The sequence below is a fragment of the Variovorax sp. 01N425 genome (genome assembly GCF_056399465.1).
In genome coordinates, this window is the sequence record NZ_JBFTRJ010000009.1 from 251,236 (window position 1) to 268,186 (window position 16,951).

At 69.1% G+C, this 16,951-nt stretch carries 16 protein-coding genes; 5 read left to right on the forward strand and 11 right to left on the reverse strand.

Annotated features, from left to right (window positions below; translation table 11 throughout):
• Nucleotides 1-99: 99 nt before the first annotated feature.
• The 10 genes from AC1DSC_RS18350 to AC1DSC_RS18395 all read right to left on the reverse strand — a co-directional run bounded on the left by AC1DSC_RS18350 (nt 100) and on the right by AC1DSC_RS18395 (nt 8,857).
• The gene (locus AC1DSC_RS18350; protein ID WP_015866336.1) at nt 100-393 is read right to left on the reverse strand and encodes an addiction module antidote protein; all 294 of its coding nucleotides are present in this window, start codon (nt 391-393) and stop codon (nt 100-102) included.
• A 236-nt stretch (nt 394-629) separates the two neighbouring features.
• Nucleotides 630-1,871 (reverse strand): MFS transporter, encoded by a 1,242-nt coding sequence (locus AC1DSC_RS18355; protein WP_436288328.1) that lies wholly within the window; start codon nt 1,869-1,871, stop codon nt 630-632.
• A gap of 184 nt (nt 1,872-2,055) precedes the next feature.
• Nucleotides 2,056-3,033, reverse strand: coding sequence for a Bug family tripartite tricarboxylate transporter substrate binding protein (locus tag AC1DSC_RS18360; RefSeq protein ID WP_278880859.1), 978 nt, complete (start codon nt 3,031-3,033; stop codon nt 2,056-2,058).
• Between the two features lie 39 nt (nt 3,034-3,072).
• The gene (locus AC1DSC_RS18365; RefSeq protein WP_412512458.1) at nt 3,073-4,098 is read right to left on the reverse strand and encodes an aromatic ring-hydroxylating dioxygenase subunit alpha; all 1,026 of its coding nucleotides are present in this window, start codon (nt 4,096-4,098) and stop codon (nt 3,073-3,075) included.
• Between the two features lie 87 nt (nt 4,099-4,185).
• On the reverse strand, nt 4,186-4,992 hold the full coding sequence (locus AC1DSC_RS18370; protein ID WP_278879724.1) for a helix-turn-helix transcriptional regulator: 807 nt from the start codon (nt 4,990-4,992) through the stop codon (nt 4,186-4,188).
• 69 nt (nt 4,993-5,061) lie between these two features.
• Nucleotides 5,062-5,547 (reverse strand): DoxX family protein, encoded by a 486-nt coding sequence (locus AC1DSC_RS18375; RefSeq protein ID WP_278879722.1) that lies wholly within the window; start codon nt 5,545-5,547, stop codon nt 5,062-5,064.
• Nucleotides 5,544-6,332 carry a DNA-binding domain-containing protein gene (locus tag AC1DSC_RS18380; protein ID WP_369664622.1) on the reverse strand — a complete coding sequence of 263 codons (789 nt, stop codon included), beginning with the start codon at nt 6,330-6,332 and terminating at the stop codon, nt 5,544-5,546. The genes AC1DSC_RS18375 and AC1DSC_RS18380 overlap by 4 nt, the downstream gene beginning before the upstream one ends.
• On the reverse strand, nt 6,329-7,171 hold the full coding sequence (gene bufB, locus AC1DSC_RS18385) for an MNIO family bufferin maturase (RefSeq protein WP_369664623.1): 843 nt from the start codon (nt 7,169-7,171) through the stop codon (nt 6,329-6,331). Before bufB ends, AC1DSC_RS18380 begins: the two co-directional genes overlap by 4 nt.
• 22 nt (nt 7,172-7,193) lie before the next feature.
• Complete coding sequence (locus AC1DSC_RS18390) at nt 7,194-7,481, reverse strand: BufA1 family periplasmic bufferin-type metallophore (protein ID WP_369664624.1); 288 nt, start codon at nt 7,479-7,481, stop codon at nt 7,194-7,196.
• A 152-nt stretch (nt 7,482-7,633) separates the two neighbouring features.
• Complete coding sequence (locus AC1DSC_RS18395; protein ID WP_369664625.1) at nt 7,634-8,857, reverse strand: PQQ-dependent sugar dehydrogenase; 1,224 nt, start codon at nt 8,855-8,857, stop codon at nt 7,634-7,636.
• Between the two features lie 144 nt (nt 8,858-9,001).
• On the opposite strand from AC1DSC_RS18395, the gene AC1DSC_RS18400 reads away from it, so the two are divergent.
• The 5 genes from AC1DSC_RS18400 (at nt 9,002) to AC1DSC_RS18420 (ending at nt 16,454) form a co-directional block, all read left to right on the forward strand.
• On the forward strand, nt 9,002-9,391 hold the full coding sequence (locus tag AC1DSC_RS18400; RefSeq protein WP_369664626.1) for a hypothetical protein: 390 nt from the start codon (nt 9,002-9,004) through the stop codon (nt 9,389-9,391).
• Between the two features lie 76 nt (nt 9,392-9,467).
• Nucleotides 9,468-10,700, forward strand: a complete 1,233-nt coding sequence (locus AC1DSC_RS18405; RefSeq protein ID WP_436288331.1) for a TolC family protein — start codon at nt 9,468-9,470, stop codon at nt 10,698-10,700.
• Nucleotides 10,697-12,199 carry an efflux RND transporter periplasmic adaptor subunit gene (locus tag AC1DSC_RS18410; RefSeq protein WP_478131843.1) on the forward strand — a complete coding sequence of 501 codons (1,503 nt, stop codon included), beginning with the start codon at nt 10,697-10,699 and terminating at the stop codon, nt 12,197-12,199. The genes AC1DSC_RS18405 and AC1DSC_RS18410 overlap by 4 nt, the downstream gene beginning before the upstream one ends.
• Entirely contained in the window at nt 12,196-15,342 is a 3,147-nt protein-coding gene (locus AC1DSC_RS18415) for an efflux RND transporter permease subunit (protein WP_369664629.1), read from the forward strand. Before AC1DSC_RS18410 ends, AC1DSC_RS18415 begins: the two co-directional genes overlap by 4 nt.
• Nucleotides 15,343-15,431: 89 nt before the next feature.
• Nucleotides 15,432-16,454: a tyrosine-type recombinase/integrase gene (locus AC1DSC_RS18420; RefSeq protein ID WP_018906962.1), complete on the forward strand. Its 1,023-nt coding sequence runs from the start codon at nt 15,432-15,434 to the stop codon at nt 16,452-16,454.
• A gap of 3 nt (nt 16,455-16,457) precedes the next feature.
• Here AC1DSC_RS18420 and AC1DSC_RS18425 read toward each other — a convergent pair whose 3' ends face one another.
• Nucleotides 16,458-16,832 carry a YbaN family protein gene (locus tag AC1DSC_RS18425; RefSeq protein ID WP_369664630.1) on the reverse strand — a complete coding sequence of 125 codons (375 nt, stop codon included), beginning with the start codon at nt 16,830-16,832 and terminating at the stop codon, nt 16,458-16,460.
• Nucleotides 16,833-16,951: the final 119 nt, after the last annotated feature.

Consider the following 16,951-nt stretch of genomic DNA (forward strand, 5'->3'; position numbering starts at 1 on the left):
AGGACGATCCAGGCCTGCAAAAGGAGTCATGCAGCGGGTCCGCGGAAACGTGAGCGCGATGGCCACGGCGCGGGCCAATGCGAACTGAATCGGCCGCTGTCAGGAATGCGCCGGCTCTATCTTCAGCTTGAAGCCCAGCGCGTTGATGACCTTGAACAGGGTATCGCTGCTGGGTGCCCTTTCTCCCGAGAGGCTCTTGTACAGGCTCTCGCGGGAGAGGCCCGTGTCCTTGGCGAGCTGGGCCATGCCTCGTGCGCGCGCAATGGCACCCAGCGCCCCGGCAAATTCGGCGGGGTCGTTGTCATCCATCACCTGGCGCAGGTACTCCACCATGTCTTCCTCGCTGGCAAGGTAGTTGGCGATATCAAATGGACGGGTCTTGATCTTGCTCATTTCGCAACTCCAGAGCCAACTTCTTGGCTCGTTCAATGTCGCGCTGCTGGGTCGGCTTGTCGGACCAGACGGATGCGCGTCATGCCGTCCTTCAGCCCCTCGAGCCAGGCGGAGAACTCATCGGTTTCAATGACCGTGACCATGAACGGATTGTAGCCTACAGGATACAACCCAGCAAGCACTGTAGCTGCGCCGCTTCTTGGAGGCGGCGGTGCCGCTGATCGACGCCCGAGAAATCAGCCCGCCGGCTGTAGCCGCGGCGCCTCGCCGGCAGCACCGGTCCGCGGGAACGTGAGCGCGATGGCCACGGCGCCAAGTCCCACGGCCATCGAGCCGATGTACATCCAGGCATAGCTGCCGTAGCGGTCGAACAGCCAGCCGCCGAGCACCGGGCCGAGCGCCATGCCCAGGCTGGACAGCATCGACGCCGCGCCCAGCACCGCGCCGAGGATGCGGCGACCGAAGTAGTCCCGCGCCAGCACCGCATAGAGCGGCATCACGCCGCCATAGGCCAGGCCGAAGACGATGGCCACGGCATAGAAGCCGCCGAGACGGTTCACCAGCAGGTAGCTCGCGGCGGCAAAGGCCTGGATCAGCAGGCCGGCCACGAGCACCCGCTTAGCGCCCAGCCGGTCCGCCAGCACGCCGAAGAGCAGCCGCCCGCCGAGGCCCGCCGCCCCTTCCATGCTGTAGATGGTGACGGCCGCGAAGGTCGGCAGGCCGCAGCCGATGGCATAGCTGACCGTGTGGAAGATCGGCCCGGAGTGCGCGGCGCAGCAGGCGAAGAACGTGATGCCGAGCACCAGGAAGGCGCGCGAGCGCAGCGCCTGTCCGATCTTCATTTCGGGCGCCGGGGCCGCGCCTCCGGGAGCGGCGTGGGCGGTGCGCGGCGCCGCGCGAATGAGCCAGACCGCGGGCAGCAGCACGACCCACGCGCCGATGCCGATGATCAGCTGGGCGGTGCGCCAGTCGTAATGCGTGACCAGCCAGGCGGCCAGCGGCGAGATGGTCATGGGCGCCACGCCCATGCCCGCCGACACCAGCGAGACGGCCAGGCTGCGGTGCCTGTCGAACCACGACGCGGCAGTGGCGATCACCGGCGCGAAGAAGCTGCCGGCCGCAAGGCCCATCATCACGCCGTAGAAGAGCTGGAATTCGAGCAAGGTCGATGCGCGGCTGGCCAGCACCGTCGAAAGCCCGAGCAGCACCGTGCCCGCGAGCACCACCACGCGCGGGCCGTAGCGGTCGCTCAAGGCGCCCCAGCCGAAGCCGGCCACGCCCATGCTCAGGAAGGCCAGCGTCATGGCGCTGGAAATGCCCGCGCGCGACCAGCCGGTGGCCGCGCTCATGGGCTCCAGGAAAACGGCCAGCGAAAACAGCACGCCGATGGCCACGCAGGTCATCAGCGCGCCGGCGGCCACGAGGGACCAGTTGGAGTCGAGCGCGTCGGCCGGACGCGCTGAGGCAGCAGTGTTCATTGTCTTGTTCCAGTGGAAGATCGAAAATGGTGAACTGATTGGTTGACTATAAAGGAATTCACCTCTTCGGGCGCGCTTTTCAGCGCAGAGGTCCAACCAGGACGTTCAAGACTTCGCAAAGGAGCCAGACAGGCGCCGGCGCGGCGCAGCGGGCGCGCGGCGCACTTCGATGCCGCTGCGGCGGCTACTGCGCCTCGATGCCGAACTCCCGCATGCGCCGGGTGATCACGTCGAAGTCGCGCCGGTAGTTCGCATTGAACTGCTCGGGCGTGGTGTTGAGCATCTCGAGCCCGCGCTCCGCCATCCGCGCCTGGACCTCGGGCATGGCGGCGGCGTTGCGCAGCGCCACCGTCAGCCGCTCGACCACCGCGGGCGGCGTCCTGGCGGGCGCGACGAACGCGATCCATACCGCCGCCTCGAACAGCGGATCGTCGAAGCCCAGTTCGCGCATCGTGGGCACCTGCGGCAGCACGGCCGAGCGCTCGCGCCCCATGATCGCGAGCGGAACGACCTTGCCCGCCTGCACATGCTGGCGCGCGAGGCCCGCCGACGTGAGGCCGACGCTCACGGTGTTGCTCAGCAGGTCGGCCATGACCGGCGCCTCGCCGCGCTGCGGCACGTGCACCATGTGCGCGTCGAGCTTGCGGTTGAGCGCCTCGCCCGCCAGGTGGCCGAGGCCGCCCGGTCCCCAGGTGCCATAGCTGAGCTGCTGGCCCGGCCGCGCCGCGAGCTTGCGGAAGCCTTCCATGTCCTTCACGCCGAGCTCGAGGTTGGCCGACAGGATGGCCGGGCTGCGCACGACCTGCGTCAGGAAGACGAAGTCGCGCTGCGGGTCGTAGGGCAGCGTCTTGTAGAGCGCGACGTTGTTGATGAGCGAATCGCCGAGCGTGACCGCGATCGTGTAGCCGTCGGGCGCGGCCCGCGCCACTTCGCCCAGGCCCACCGCGCCGTTGGCGCCGGCGCGGTTGTCGACCACGAAGGACTGGCCCAGTGCCTTCGCGGCATGCTCGCCGATCAGGCGCGCGACGAAGTCGTTGGCGCCGCCGGCCTGGGCTGTGACGACGACACGGATCGGCTTGCCCGGGAAGTTGCCTTGCGCGAAACCCGCGAACGGCAGTGCGGCGAGCATGGTGAGGCCAAGGGTGAGAAAGTGGCGGCGCATCGGGGTCTCCTGGAGTTGTTCTGGATGTGGGGCGGCGCGTCAGCCGGCCTGCGAGGCGCGCTGCTCGCGCTCGACCTCTTCCTGCAGCAGCCGCCGGTACTGCACCAGCGCGGCGTCCATCGCGAGCGGCAGCATCCGCGCTTCGGGATCGATGTTCAGGTACTGCGCGGTGATCATTTCGCGGTCTTCCTCGAACGCGGTGACCAGGCCGCGGTAGATGGTCTCGGTGACCGCGGGGTCCGCGATGCTGCTTCGGTGCGACTGCTGGAAGAAGTAGTGCGTGGTCGTTGCCGTCTCGGGCGTGAGCGCCTGGCAGCTGTGCAGCTGCACGCCGCCGCGCTGCTCGCCTTCGGCCTGCCCCACCGGCGCGCCGCCCGATTTCATCAGCAAGGTGCCGGGCAGGAGGAAGTCGTAGATGAAGTAGCGGTCGACGTTGCGGTCGAAGCTCTGGAACGACTTCCAGAAGGGAGACGGGGGCACGTCGGGCACGTGCCGCGTCACGCGGATGCCGCGCGGCACCTTCTCGATCCTGGGCACGGCCTGGGCGATGGCCGTCGAGCCGCCCAGCGTGCCCTCGTGCACATAGCTCAGGTGCGAGAAGTCCAGCAGGTTGTCGCAGACCAGCAGGTAGGGCGTGTCGTAGTGGACATAGCCGGGCCTGTAGCGCCAGTCGGGGTGGTCGCACGAGAAGTTGTCCGGCAGCAGCGCACGGTCCGCAAGCGACGGGTCCCCCATCCACACGAAGATCCACTTGTTGTGCGAGACCACCGGGTAGGTCCGCACGCGCGCCTTCACGGGAATGCTGGCCAGCCCCGGTGCCTCCACGCAAACGCCGTCGGCGGCGAACTTGAGGCCGTGGTAGCCGCAGCGCACGCAGTCGCCTTCCCTGCGTCCGCGCGACAGCGGCGCATGCCGGTGGCAGCAGCGGTCCTGCATCGCCACGAGCTCGCCGCCCTCGGTTCTATAGACCAGGATCGGCTCCTCGAGCACCGTGCGCGTGAACAGCGCGTTGTCGGAAATCTCGTGATCCCACGCAATGACGTACCAGCAGTTTCGAACCCACATGCCTGTCTCCCAGAGTCCAGGCAATGTAGGAATTCGCGCGGCTTTCGTCTGTCCCTGCGGAAGGGTACAAAAGGCTCCGGGTCGGCCCTAGTGAATGAAGCGCAGGAGCTGCTGGCGTCCGTGGATCGCGAGCTTCAGGTAGGCGCGCTTGCGCAGCGTCGTCACGCTCGATGCGGCAATGCCCAGGTCGGCGGCGATGCCGTCGGCGCCGATCCCGCAGGCGATGCGCGCGCAGACCTCGCGCTCGCGCGGCGACAGTTGCGGTGCCGTGCGCTGCAGCGTGCGCTCGATGCCCGCCACGCGCAGCGGCGTATCGGGCGATGCGAGCTGCGCGAACAGCGCATTGCGATGCGCGCGCTTCAACAGGGGCGCAAGGCCGAGCAGTTGCGCAACATCCGCTTGCGCGAACTGGCCGTTCTGCCGGTTGCGGTACAGGTTGATCGCAAAGATCGTGCGCGGCACGGGCGAGTAGAGAAAGCTCAACCGCCCCGTCAATTGCCGGCCGACGAAGATCTGCTCGCGCCACGCCGGGTCGGGGATGTCCGCCGCGTCATACAGCAAGGCGGTCACGGGTGCGTGGGCCAGCGCCTCTCCACCCATGCGCGCGGCCAGGCGGGTCATGTCGTCCGCCAGCCGGAACCGCTTCTTGTAGAGGGAGAAGCACTCGGCCGTGATGTTGTCGCACCGGCCCATCGCATGCCCTTCGACCTGCGACGGAACGCCGTCGATGTACTCCACGAGCGAGATGTATTCGACCGGCACCACGTGGTTGATGAAGTCGAGCATGTGGAGCGCGGGCGCCTCCTCGCTGCCCGCGTCGAGCAGGTGCGCGACGGCGCCTGCGTCCAGCAGCTGGCCCGCAGGTGGCGTGTCGAGAAACCAGGTGGAAGGCATGGCAGCCCAATATAGGCAAGCCGCGCCCGATTCAACAGGGTGGAAGCCCGCGGGCCGCGCGCCGGCCGGTCAGCGAATGCGCAGCGCGTGGTCCAGCGAGAGGCGGCCCGCGCCGCGGCCCGCCAGGTACAGCAGCAGCGCAGCCCACGAGAGGTGCGTCGGCCATGCATCCGGATAGACGAACACCTGGATCACCAGCGTCATGCCCAGCAGGGCCAGCGCCGACAAGCGCGTGAAGAGGCCCAGCACCAGCAGCAGCGGGAACAGGTGCTCCGAGTAGGCCGCCAGGTGCGCGGCAATCTCGGGCGGCACGAAGGGCAATTTGTATTCGGTGCGGAACAGCTCGTAGGCGCTGTCGGTCAGCGTGAGAAAACCCTCGACCTTGGTGCGGCCCGAGTAGAAGAAGATGGCCGCCACGGCCACGCGCGTGGCCAGTGCCAGTGCGTCGTGGGCCACGATGCGCGTGAGGCGTTCGGCCACTGCGTTCCAGTGCGCGCGAAGACCGCGGCGATTGCTGTTTTCGATCGATGCGGGAGCCTGAAGGTGGGTGCTCATGGTGCTCTTTCGTTGGATGCAGGCGAAGCCGAAGTGCCGGCGAATGCACCGGCGCGCAACAGGGCCGCGAACATGGCCGAGATGTCTGCCGCCGGGTCGGCCGCCAGCGCGCGCTCCGCCGCTTCGGCAAGGCTTGCGCCGCTGGCGCAGGCGTCGAGGAAGGCGCAGCCGGCCTGGGTGATCCCTTGCCAATTCACCGTGTCGGCGGGCCGCGTCAGCAAAGCGCCCTCGCCTCGCCAGGCCAGTTCGTCGCCAACCGCGCTCGGCCGGCGATGGCGCTCCCAGATGCTGTAGACCGGTTGCTCGTCGAACCAGGCCCAGCGCGCTGCCGGATGCGGCGCAAGGACCAGGGCCGCCATCTGCTGCGGCGTGCGGCGGGCGATCCATGCGGCGTCGGCGGCTGGTGCGTTGTGCGCGGCATGGGCTTCGCGCCAGAGCGTGTCGAGCTGCGCGACGCCGGGCAGGTAGACGAGCTCGGCGGCCGGCTCGAAGCCGCGCAGGAAACCGGGGAAGCCAGTGCCGTAGTGCAGCAGGCGCCCGTCGCTCGGCGGATCGGCCGCTACATAGAGTGCGGCGGCGGCGCGAAACCATTCCTCGCCCACCAGCTGCGCAACGGTCGGGAAGTTGGCCTGCAGCGCATCGATGCAGGCCTTCATCACGGTGTTGCGGTACACCGCGAAGGCGGGCTGCATGGCGAGCGCCCGCACTGCAGGGTGCGCGGCTTCCGAAGGAGCGAACAGGGCCTGCGCAAAGGCCTGCTGGAACTGATCGCGCGGCGTGTTCATGCGATGGCCTCCTGCGCGGCACGCTGCAGCACGGCCGCGGCTTGTTGCTGCTCCGCCATGAGCTCCCCGAAGGCCGGCACGTTGCCGTCGCGCTCGATCAGCGTGGGCCGGGCGCCGGCGCGATCGACGAAGCGCCGGTACAGCTGCCAGACCTCCGGTGCGATGGGCGCATCGTGCGAATCGATCAGCAGTGCATCGCCGAGGGTGGGGTCGGCGCTGTGGCCCGCAAGGTGGATCTCGCCGACCGGCGCCTGCGGAAAGCGGTCGATCCAGTCCGCGGCCGAGAAGCCCAGGTTGCATGCGGAGACGTACACGTTGTTGATGTCGAGCAGCAGCCTGCAGCCGGTGCGGCGTGACAGCTCGGCAAGAAAATCGATCTCGTCCCATTCATGCCCGTCGATGTGCAGGTAGTGGGACGGGTTCTCGATGGCCATCGCCATGCCCAGCGCGTCCTGCGTGCGCGCGATGTTGCCGGCGATGCGATGCAGCGCGGCGGTGCTGCGCGGAAAAGGCAGCAGGTCCGGAAAGTACTGGCCGTTCCATGTGGACCACGCGAGGTGCTCGGAGATCAGCGCAGGCTGGATGCGCCGGGCGAGCGCCGCCAGCCGCTGGAGATGCGCCGCATCGGGCGCTGCCTCGCCTGCGAGCGAGAGCGAGACGCCATGCAGCGACACCGGATGGCGCGCGCGGATCGCATCGAGCCATCCGATGCGCGGGCCGCCCGCCACCATGTAGTTCTCGGGGTGCACCTCGAACCACAGGCCCTCGGCACGCGCGCCGAGCGCGGCCTCGTAGTGCTCCGGCTTGAGGCCGAGGCCGGCCGCGAGGGTGTCGGACATGGCAGCGTGCGCAGTGCAGCGGTCAGGACTTGATCGGGATCAGCGAACCCATGCCCTTGGGTGTCTTGATGGTGGTGCAGGTGCCGGCCGGAACGTTCTTCCACGAGTTGCCCTGGTAGTCGACCTTGGAGGTGCCCGCGCAGGTGGTGCCGGGGCCGGCGGCGCAGTCGTTCTTGCCGGCCATCGAGACGCCGTAGCACTTTTCCATGGCGGCCGTCTTGTCGGCCATCGGTTTGTCTTGCGCCATGGCAGAGCCCGCGGCAAGGGCACCCAGTGCAAGAGCGGTGATCGCGAAAGAACGATTGATCATGGATGAACTCCAGAAGATTGATTGAGAAATTGCAACCGCGCCCAATGCGCAGTCCCTTGCTAGTTCGCGGCGTGCGAAGCCCGGGTTACAGGCCCGGTGCGATTCGGCAATTTTTTTGCGGGGCGAACGAAGATCGAGAAGAACGCCACCTGCTACAGCATCGAGTCTGCCCGCGCCACGCGCACGATGCGCGCCTTGGCACCATCCGTGAGCAGGTAGAGGCTGCCATCGGGCCCTTGCCTCAAGTTGCGGATGCGCTCGCCCAGTTCGGAGAACAGGGCTTCGCGCCGAACCACGCGCGGTGCGCTGTCCTCGCCCGCGAGCTCGAATCGCCATACGGCCTTGCCGGCCAATGTGCCCACGAAGACGTTTCCCTTCCACGCGGGAAACTGGTCGCCGGTGTAGAGGATGAGGTTGCTCGGTGCGATCTTCGGCGTTGTCCAGAAGGCCAGCGGCGCTTCCATGCCGCGCTTCGATGTTCCCTCGCCGATCTTGGCGCAGGTGTCGTACTCGCAGCCGAAGGTCACCACCGGCCAGCCGTAGTTCAGGCCCTTGCGCACGATGTTGATCTCGTCGCCGCCCTGCGGCCCGTGCTCGGCAACCCAGAGCTGCCCGGTCCGGGGATGGACGAATGCGCCCTGCGGATTGCGATGCCCGCGGCTCCATATTTCCGGGCGCGCGCCCTGGCGTGCGACGAAGGGGTTGTCGTCGGGCACGGTGCCATCGGTGCGGATGCGCACGGTCTTGCCCTGGTAGTAGGCGAGCGCCTGGGCGCGCATGCGGTCCTGCGGCGCATGGCGGTCGCCGATGGTGACGAAGAGATGGCCGTCGGCGGAAAGCGCGAGCCGCCCGCCGAGGTTCTGCCCGTTCACCGCGCCCGGCGTCTGGCGAAACAGCACCTTGAATTCATCGATGCGCGATCCGTCGTCGCTCAGGCGGGCGCGTGCCACCGCCAAGCCGTTGCGGTCGGCGTGCAGCCCGCGGCCGGCTTTGGTGTAGCTCAGGTACACGAGGCGGTTCGAGGCAAAGGCCGGATCGATGGCGACGTCCAGCAGGCCCCCGTGATCGCGATGGTCCACGCGCGGAACGCCGTCGATGGAAGAGATCTCGCGCCCATCGGCGCTGATCATGCGCAGCCTGCCTGGTCGTTCGGTGACGAGCAGATGGCCATCGGGCATGAACTCCATGCCCCAGGGCGACTCCAGCCCGTCGGCAAAGGTGCTCGCCTGCGGCGCATCCGGCGCGGAGTCCGCAGGCATCGCCCGCGCACCGGCATGCCAGAGCATTGCGAGAAGCAGCGCGGCGCCAAAGCCGTGCCGCCGCCAGGACAGCGCTGCAAACCTCGAACGACGAATGGCTGCGGGCGCTGTGTTCATGTCGGTGCTTGCTGAAGGGCCGCGGCGACGTTGCCGTTCGAAAATCTTATCGGCGAGCGGCCAAGCCCGACAGTCCGTTCTTTCCATGACCCCTTTGATCGAGGGCCGCGGAACGTGCCGTGGCTGGCGATACACTGAGCGGCCATGCGCGGCTATCGCCTCCCCCGACATTGCACGACCGCGTTCCTCGTGGTCCTGTCGCTGCTGTTCTCGCAACTGGCGCTGGCAAGCTATGTCTGTCCCGGGGCAGCGGACACGGCATCGACGGCCGGGATGGCGATGGCGCCGGGCGAGCCTTGCGAGGGCATGGACACCGCCCAGCCCCTGCTGTGCCACCAGCATGCCGCCGACATGTCGCTGTCGTTCGAACCGGTGAAGGCCGCCACGCCTTCGCTGCCTGCCATCGTGCAGGTATTGGCCGTGCCGCTGGTGCTGGCAGCGCTGGCCGAGCCGCTCCCGCGCCAGGCACTGCCCGAGCGGCAGCATCCGCCGCCTGATCCTGTTTTTCTTGCGACTCTCAGACTTCGCGTCTGACCCCTCCGTCGACTGACCGGTGCTGGTGCGGCGCGTCCGCTTGCCAGCGATTGCCTCGTTCGTCCGCGGAGTTGTCATGTCCATTTTCTTTTCCCGCGCAACCGCCTTGGCGGTTGTGCTGCTGCCGTGCCTTGCGACGGCCGCGCCCCTGTCGCTCGACGCCGCGCTGGAGCTGGCCGCCCGGCGCTCCGAGACGGCACGCGCCGCCCGCGCCGGGGTGCGGAGCGCCACCGAAGCGGCGCAGGCCGCGGCCCAGCTTCCCGATCCCGTGCTGCGCGTGGGCATCGACAACCTGCCCGCGACCGGGCCGGACCGCTTCCACACCGCGCGCGAACCGATGACGATGAAGCGCATCGGCATCAGCCAGGAATGGCTGTCCGCCGACAAGCGCGCGGCGCGCCAGGCCGCTGCCGATGCGGCGGTCGGACGCGAAAGGGTGCAGGCGCAGGTGGCCGCGGCCGAGACCCGCCTGCAGACCGCGCTCGCATACCTGGACGCCTTTTACGCCGGCGAAAGCCTGAAGCTCGCCGTGCTGGCGGAACACCACGCGCATGAAGAGCTGGAAGCTTCGCGTGCGCGCCTGTCGTCGGCCGCCGGCAGCAGCCAGGAGGCGCTGGCAATGGCAGGTGCAAAGGGCGTCTCGGAAGACGAGGCGGCGGACATCCGGCAGCAGCAGAACGCCGCGCGCGTGGCGCTCGAACGCTGGGTGGGCGTGCAACCCGACGAGCTGATGCCCGTCGGCGAGCTTCCCTTGCCCGCTGAAGACGCCTATGTGGCCGGGCACGCCACGGTGGCCGCGCGGCAGCGCGACGTCGACGTGGCCCGGCAGGCGGCGGCGGTCACGGCGTCCAACCGCAAGCCCAACTGGACCTGGGAGCTCGCCTACGGCCAGCGCACCGGCTATTCCGACGTGGTGTCGGTCGGCGTGAGCATTCCGCTGCCCGTGGCACCCGGCGAACGGCAGGACCGCGACACCGCCGCCAGGCTGGCGCTCGTCGAAAAGGCCGAAGCCGATCTGGCCGAGGCCACCCGCGTCGCCGGTGCCGAATACCGCGCACTCGCGAGCGATGCCGAGCGCCTGCGGCAGCGCATCGAGCGCTATCGCGCCGGTGTCGTCGTTCCCGCCGGCCAGAGGACGGCCGCCGCGATGGCGGCCTACCGCTCCAACCAGGCGAGCCTCGCTGCGCCGTTCGAGGCGCGGCATGCCGAACTCGAAGCGCAGCGCAAGCTGCTGGCGCTGCAGCGCGATCTCGCGCGGACCCAAATCCAACTGGCCTTCCGGCCGCTCACTGCCGAGGTGGCGCAATGAACCGAAAACTCACCGCGGGCGTGTTGCTGCTGGCCGCCCTGCTGCTCGCCACCGGTGCCTTCTACCTGGGCTGCAAGACGGGCCAGGCCGCGGATGCCTCGATCGCGGCCGCCGCTCCCGATGGCCGCAAGGTCCTCTACTGGCATGACCCGATGGTGCCTGGCCCGCGCTTCGACAAGCCCGGCAAGTCGCCGTTCATGGACATGCAACTCGTGCCCGTGTATGCCGACAGCGCCACCGGTGCGGCTGGCGACGCGGGCGTGAAGATCAGCCCCGCCGCGCAGCAGAACCTCGGCATCCGGTATGCGAAGGTGCGGCGCACCGACGCGTCGTCCTCGTTCGAAGCCATCGGTTCCGTGCAGTTCGACGAACGGCTCAATGCCGCGGTGCAGACCCGCGTGGCCGGCTACGTCGAGCGCCTGTCGGTTCGCGCACCGATGGAGCGCGTGCGCAAGGGCCAGGCCCTGGCCACCCTCTTCGCGCCCGACTGGCTCGGGCCGCAGAACGAGTGGCTTGCGCTCAGGCGCGCGGGCGTTTCGCCCGATCTCGTTGCGGCGGCCCGCGCCCGCATGCGGGCGCTGTCGATTCCCGCCGAACTCATCCGGCGCAGCGAGGAAAGCGGCACAGCGCAGGCGCGCTACGTGCTCACCGCGCCGGTCGATGGCGTGGTGGCCGAGCTGGGCGTGCGCGAAGGCGTCGCGGTCACGCCCGGCATGACGCTGTTCCGCATCGCGGGCCTGCAGAAGGTCTGGGCGGTGGCCGAGATTCCGGAGGCGCAGGCGCTTGGCCTCGCGCGCGGGCAGAAGGCCAAGGCCGTTCTGCAGGCCGACGCATCGCAGTCGTTCGACGGTGCGCTCGACGAGATCCTGCCCGAGATCAGCACCGCCACCCGCACCTTGAAGGCCCGCTTCGAGGTCGACAACACCAAGGGAAAACTCGCGCCCGGCATGCTGCTGCGGCTGCAGGTGGCGGGGCCCGCGAGCAACCGGCTGGTGGTGCCTTCGGAGACGGTGATCCGCACCGGCCGGCGCGCCGTCGTCATCGTGCGCAAGGCCGACGGTGCCTTCGAGCCGCGTGACGTGTCGCCGGGCGCGGACCTGGGCGACGACACCGAGGTCGTCTCGGGCTTGTCCGAGGGCGAAGAGGTGGTGGCCAGCGGCCAGTTCCTGATCGACTCGGAGGCGCGGCTGCGCTCGGTGCTCGGCAACATGGCGGCACCCGCGGCCGCACCGGGCGCAAGCGCCCCGGCACCGGCCGTGGTGACTCACCAGGCCGAAGGCAAGGTCGAGAGCGTGGCGCCCGACGGCATCACCATTTCGCATGGGCCGGTCGCGACGCTCCAGTGGCCCGCGATGACGATGGGCTTCGGCAAGGCCGCGCCCAGCGCATTCCCCGAGATCAAGCCGGGCGACCCGGTGCGCTTCGAGTTCAGGGAAGGCGGCGCCATGGGCTACGAGCTGGTCTCCATCCAGCGACTGCAATCGGGCGCCACGAAATGATCGCCGCCCTGATCCGCTGGTCGGTCGGCAACCGCTTCCTGGTGCTGATCGCGACCCTGTTCCTGGTGGCCGCGGGAGGTTGGTCGGTGGCGCATACGCCGCTCGATGCCCTGCCCGATCTCTCGGACACGCAGGTCATCATCCGCACGCCCTACCCCGGAAAGGCACCCCAGGTGGTCGAGGACCTGGTCACCTATCCGCTCACCACCACCATGCTCAGCGTGTCCGGCGCCAAAACCGTGCGCGGCTATTCCTTCTTCGGCGACTCGTTCGTCTATGTGCTGTTCGACGACAAGACCGATCCGTACTGGGCGCGCTCGCGCGTGGTGGAGTACCTCAACCAGGTGCAGGCCAGGCTTCCCGCGGGCGCGAGCGCATCGCTCGGCCCCGACGCGACGGGCGTGGGCTGGGTCTACGAGTACGCGCTGGTCGACCGCACGGGCACGCGCGACATCGGGCAGCTGCGCGCGCTCAACGACTGGTTCCTCAAGTTCGAGCTCAAGACCGTGCCCGACGTGGCCGAGGTGGCCAGCATCGGCGGCATGGTGCGGCAGTACCAGGTGGTGCTCGACCCCGACCGCATGCGCGCGCTCGGCATCACGCAGGCGGCAGTGGTGGAGGCCCTGCAGAAGGGCAACCAGGCCTCGGGCGGCTCGGTGGTGGAGCTTGCCGAGGCGGAGTACATGGTGCGCTCGCGCGGCTACCTGCGCTCGCTCGATGATTTCCGGACCATCCCGCTCGCAGTGACGGGCGCCACGCCGGTGCTGCTGCGCGACGTGGCCACCGTGCGGATCGGCCCCGAGATGCGCCGCGGCATCGCCGAGCTGGACGGCGAAGGCGAAGTGGCCGGCGGCGTGGTCGTCATGCGCTCGGGCAAGAACGCGCGCACGACCATCGAGGCCGTCAAGGCGAAGCTCGAGGCGCTCAAGCCGGGCCTGCCGCCGGGCGTGGAGATCGTGCCCACCTACGACCGGTCGCTGCTGATCGACCGCGCGGTGGAGAACCTTCGCTCCAAGCTCGTCGAGGAGTTCGTCGTGGTGGCGCTGGTCTGCGCGGTGTTCCTGTTCCACCTGCGCTCGGCGCTGGTCGCTGTGGTGGCGCTGCCCATCGGCGTGCTGGCCGCGTTCGTGGTCATGCACTGGCAAGGGGTCAACGCCAACATCATGTCGCTGGGCGGCATCGCGATTGCCATCGGCGCGATGGTGGACGGCGCGATCGTCATGGTGGAGAACGTGCACAAGCACATCGAGGCCTTCGAGGCCGCGCAGGGCCGGCCGCCCGCGGTGGCCGAGCGCTGGCGGCTGGTGGCCGATGCGTCCGTCGAGGTGGGGCCGGCGCTGTTCTTCTCGCTGCTGGTGATCACACTGTCCTTCGTGCCGGTGTTCTCGCTCGAGGCGCAGGAGGGGCGGCTGTTCTCGCCGCTGGCCTTCACCAAGACCTACGCCATGGCGGCCGCGGCGGGCCTGTCGGTCACGCTGATCCCGGTGCTCATGGGCTACCTGGTCCGCGGGCGGATTCCGCATGAAGCCGCCAACCCGGTGAACCGCTTGCTCATGGCGGCCTACCGGCCCGCGCTGGAGCTGGTGCTGCGCTTTCCCAAGGGAACGCTCTTCGTTGCCGCCGTGCTGCTGGCCCTCACCGCGGTGCCGATGATGCGGCTCGGCGGCGAGTTCATGCCGCCGCTGGACGAAGGCGACCTGCTCTACATGCCGTCGGCGCTGCCCGGGCTTTCGGTGTCGAAGGCGTCCCAGCTGCTGCAGCAGACCGACCGGCTGATCAAGACGGTGCCCGAGGTCGAGCGCGTGTTCGGCAAGGCGGGACGCGCGGACACGGCCACCGATCCAGCGCCGCTCGAGATGTTCGAGACCACCATCCAGTTCAAGCCTCGGGCGCAATGGCGCGCGGGCATGACGGCCGACAGGCTGGTCGAGGAACTGGACCGCGCCGTCAAGGTGCCGGGCCTCAGCAACGTGTGGGTGCCGCCGATCCGCAACCGCATCGACATGCTGGCCACGGGCATCAAGAGCCCCGTCGGCATCAAGGTGGCCGGGGCGGATCTGGCCACCATCGATGCGCTGACCACCCAGATCGAAGCCGCGGTCAAGGGCGTTCCCGGCGTGTCGTCGGCCCTGGCTGAGCGGCTCACCGGCGGGCGCTACATCGATGTCGATGTCGACCGGCTCGCGGCAGCGCGCCATGGCCTCTCGGTGGCGGACGTGCAGGCCGTGGTGTCCACGGCCATCGGCGGCGACAACGTGGGCGAAGTCATCCAGGGGCGCGAGCGCTATCCGATCAACCTGCGCTATCCGCGCGAGGTCCGCGACTCGCTCGAGCGCCTGCGGCAGCTGCCCTTCGTCACGGCCAGGGGCGCGCAACTGCTGCTGGGCGATGTCGCCAACATCCGCATCGAGGACGGTCCGCCGATGCTGCGCAGCGAGAACGCGCGGCTGTCGGGCTGGGTCTATGTGGACGTGCGCGGGCGCGACCTGCGCTCCGCCGTCACCGACATGCAGGCAGCTGTCGGCCGCGCCGTGAAGATGCCCGCGGGCTACGCGGTGTCATGGTCCGGGCAGTTCGAATACCTGGAGCGCGCAACCGAGCGGCTGAAGCTGGTCGTGCCGGCGACGCTGGCGGTCATCTTCGTGCTGCTCTACTTGCTGTTCAGGTCGTTCGGCGACGCGGCGCTGGTGATGGCGGCCGTGCCGTTCTCGCTGATCGGCGGTTTCTGGCTGGTCTGGGCCATGGGCCACTCGGTCTCCGTCGCCACGGCGGTGGGCTTCATTGCGCTGGCCGGCGTGGCGGCCGAGTTTGGCGTGGTGATGCTGGTCTACCTGAAGAACGCGCTGGCGCGGCGCCTGGCCGCCGGCGAGCCGATGGACGACCAGACCCTGCGCACCGCCATCCGCGAAGGCGCCGTGCTGCGCGTGCGGCCCAAGGCCATGACGGTGGCCGTCGTCATGGCGGGCCTGCTGCCCATCCTCCTTGGCAGCGGCACCGGCTCGGAAGTGATGACGCGCATTGCCGCGCCCATGGTGGGCGGCATGGTCACCGCGCCGCTCTTGAGCATGCTGGTGGTTCCGGCTGCGTGGTATTTGCTGCGTCGCCGAGGGAGTGCCGTGAGATCCGACAAGCAAATACACTAACGGCAATCCGTTCCTTCAATCAGAACTCCATTCCGTGCCCGGCCGTCCTTTCGCTCATCAAAGAAACACCTGCCGTTAGCGTATTTCCTATGCCGTCGCTTCCCCTCTTCTCCGAACCCTCCGGTGAATCGCATCAGGCGGCGTTTGCCAGCTGGCTGGCCGCGCAGCAAGAAAACGGCGCCTTGCGGCAGCCCTCTTCCATCGCGGTCTATCGCGACATGTGGGGCAGTTTCACGGCCTGGTGCCTCGGCCAGTCGCCCGCGGTGACGCTTGCGTCGCTGGACAAGGGCGACCTGTCGGCGTTCCAGCAGGCGCGCTTCGGCATGAAAAGCGACGACCTGTCGCTGTCGCCGCGCTATGCGCTGCGCCTGCTTCGGCTGATCGACCGGGTGCTGCGCCACCATGCACAGACGCACGACGTTCCCGTCAACACCGCCGCCGCGGACTGGATCGCAACGCAGCCGGAGATTCGCTATGCGGATTCGGTGCGGGCCGATCCGCTGCCGGAATTCCTCTCGGTCTCCGAGGCCCGGCATCTCATCGTCTTTCTCTCGAGCGCCCGGCCACGTCCCGGCGCGGCAGGCGACCGGCATGCCCAGGCCGCGCTGAGCTGGCAGGCGCTGCGCAACCGCACGGCCGTTGCCCTGCAGCTGGGCGCGGGGCTCACGCCCGGAGACGTCCGCCTGCTGCGGCTCGATGCGCCCACATCGCAGATGGCCGGCCGGCGCGATCGGCCCTGGAAGGTGGCGGTGCCGGGCAACGGCAATTCGCCGGCGCGCGAGGCACCGGTCGCTCCCTGGGCCGGCGAACTGCTGCAGCACTGGCTCAAGGTACGCGCCGAGCTGTTGATCGCGGGCGAGTTCCTGTTCCCGGCCACGCGCTCCGGCAAGCCCTGGAGCAAGGAGGCGCAGTACGTTGCCGCCAAGCAGGTGCTGCAGGATGCGGGCATCGAGGCCGCCGGCGGCGGCTCCTTCCTGCTGCGCCACACCTTTGCGCTGCGCCAGTTGCGCAGGGGCGCCACGCTCGATCAGGTGGCGCGCTGGCTCGGCGTGGAGCCCGAGGCGATGGGCAAGTACCAGCGCGTGCTCACCGGTCCGGCCGAGATCGTCTGACGATCAGTCTTCGGGCCGGCTCCACAGCCAGATCGCGACCGCCGCCATGAGCACCGGCGCGCCGATCTTCACGGCGATGGGTGCGGCGGCGGCCAGCAGCACGGCCGAGCTCAGCGCCATCATGGCCGTCGCGGTCCATTTCGCGCGGCGCGGCACCGCTCCGCGTTGGCGCCACTGGCGGATGTGCTTGCCATAGCGGGGGTGCCCGAGCAGCCAGTCTTCGAGCGCGGGCCAGCCGCGCCCGGCAGCCCAGGCGGCCGCGAGCAGGAACGGCACCGTCGGCAGAACGGGAAGAAAGGCGCCGATCAGGCCGAGGGCGACGAACACCAGCGCCAGCGCGCGCCAGAGCAGTCTTGCGACGGGGCCGGCCGGCCTCATGAAGAAAGGCACCCTTCGGGGCGATCCGCCGGAAGTTGCGAAAGAGGCATCGGCGCATCCTAAGCCAAGGCTGCTCGAGAGCCGCCGACGGCCATGCGTGATCTGAACCCCGTTCTCCG

Excerpts from the sequence above, each read along its gene's own strand:
- AC1DSC_RS18350 (WP_015866336.1), bottom strand. The coding sequence starts at position 393 with ATGAGCAAGATCAAGACCCGTCCATTTGATATCGCCAACTACCTTGCC.
- AC1DSC_RS18355 (WP_436288328.1), bottom strand. The coding sequence starts at position 1,871 with ATGAACACTGCTGCCTCAGCGCGTCCGGCCGACGCGCTCGACTCCAAC.
- AC1DSC_RS18360 (WP_278880859.1), bottom strand. The coding sequence starts at position 3,033 with ATGCGCCGCCACTTTCTCACCCTTGGCCTCACCATGCTCGCCGCACTG.
- AC1DSC_RS18365 (WP_412512458.1), bottom strand. The coding sequence starts at position 4,098 with ATGTGGGTTCGAAACTGCTGGTACGTCATTGCGTGGGATCACGAGATT.
- AC1DSC_RS18370 (WP_278879724.1), bottom strand. The coding sequence starts at position 4,992 with ATGCCTTCCACCTGGTTTCTCGACACGCCACCTGCGGGCCAGCTGCTG.
- AC1DSC_RS18375 (WP_278879722.1), bottom strand. The coding sequence starts at position 5,547 with ATGAGCACCCACCTTCAGGCTCCCGCATCGATCGAAAACAGCAATCGC.
- AC1DSC_RS18380 (WP_369664622.1), bottom strand. The coding sequence starts at position 6,332 with ATGAACACGCCGCGCGATCAGTTCCAGCAGGCCTTTGCGCAGGCCCTG.
- bufB (WP_369664623.1), bottom strand. The coding sequence starts at position 7,171 with ATGTCCGACACCCTCGCGGCCGGCCTCGGCCTCAAGCCGGAGCACTAC.
- AC1DSC_RS18390 (WP_369664624.1), bottom strand. The coding sequence starts at position 7,481 with ATGATCAATCGTTCTTTCGCGATCACCGCTCTTGCACTGGGTGCCCTT.
- AC1DSC_RS18395 (WP_369664625.1), bottom strand. The coding sequence starts at position 8,857 with ATGAACACAGCGCCCGCAGCCATTCGTCGTTCGAGGTTTGCAGCGCTG.
- AC1DSC_RS18400 (WP_369664626.1), top strand. The coding sequence starts at position 9,002 with ATGCGCGGCTATCGCCTCCCCCGACATTGCACGACCGCGTTCCTCGTG.
- AC1DSC_RS18405 (WP_436288331.1), top strand. The coding sequence starts at position 9,468 with ATGTCCATTTTCTTTTCCCGCGCAACCGCCTTGGCGGTTGTGCTGCTG.
- AC1DSC_RS18410 (WP_478131843.1), top strand. The coding sequence starts at position 10,697 with ATGAACCGAAAACTCACCGCGGGCGTGTTGCTGCTGGCCGCCCTGCTG.
- AC1DSC_RS18415 (WP_369664629.1), top strand. The coding sequence starts at position 12,196 with ATGATCGCCGCCCTGATCCGCTGGTCGGTCGGCAACCGCTTCCTGGTG.
- AC1DSC_RS18420 (WP_018906962.1), top strand. The coding sequence starts at position 15,432 with ATGCCGTCGCTTCCCCTCTTCTCCGAACCCTCCGGTGAATCGCATCAG.
- AC1DSC_RS18425 (WP_369664630.1), bottom strand. The coding sequence starts at position 16,832 with ATGAGGCCGGCCGGCCCCGTCGCAAGACTGCTCTGGCGCGCGCTGGCG.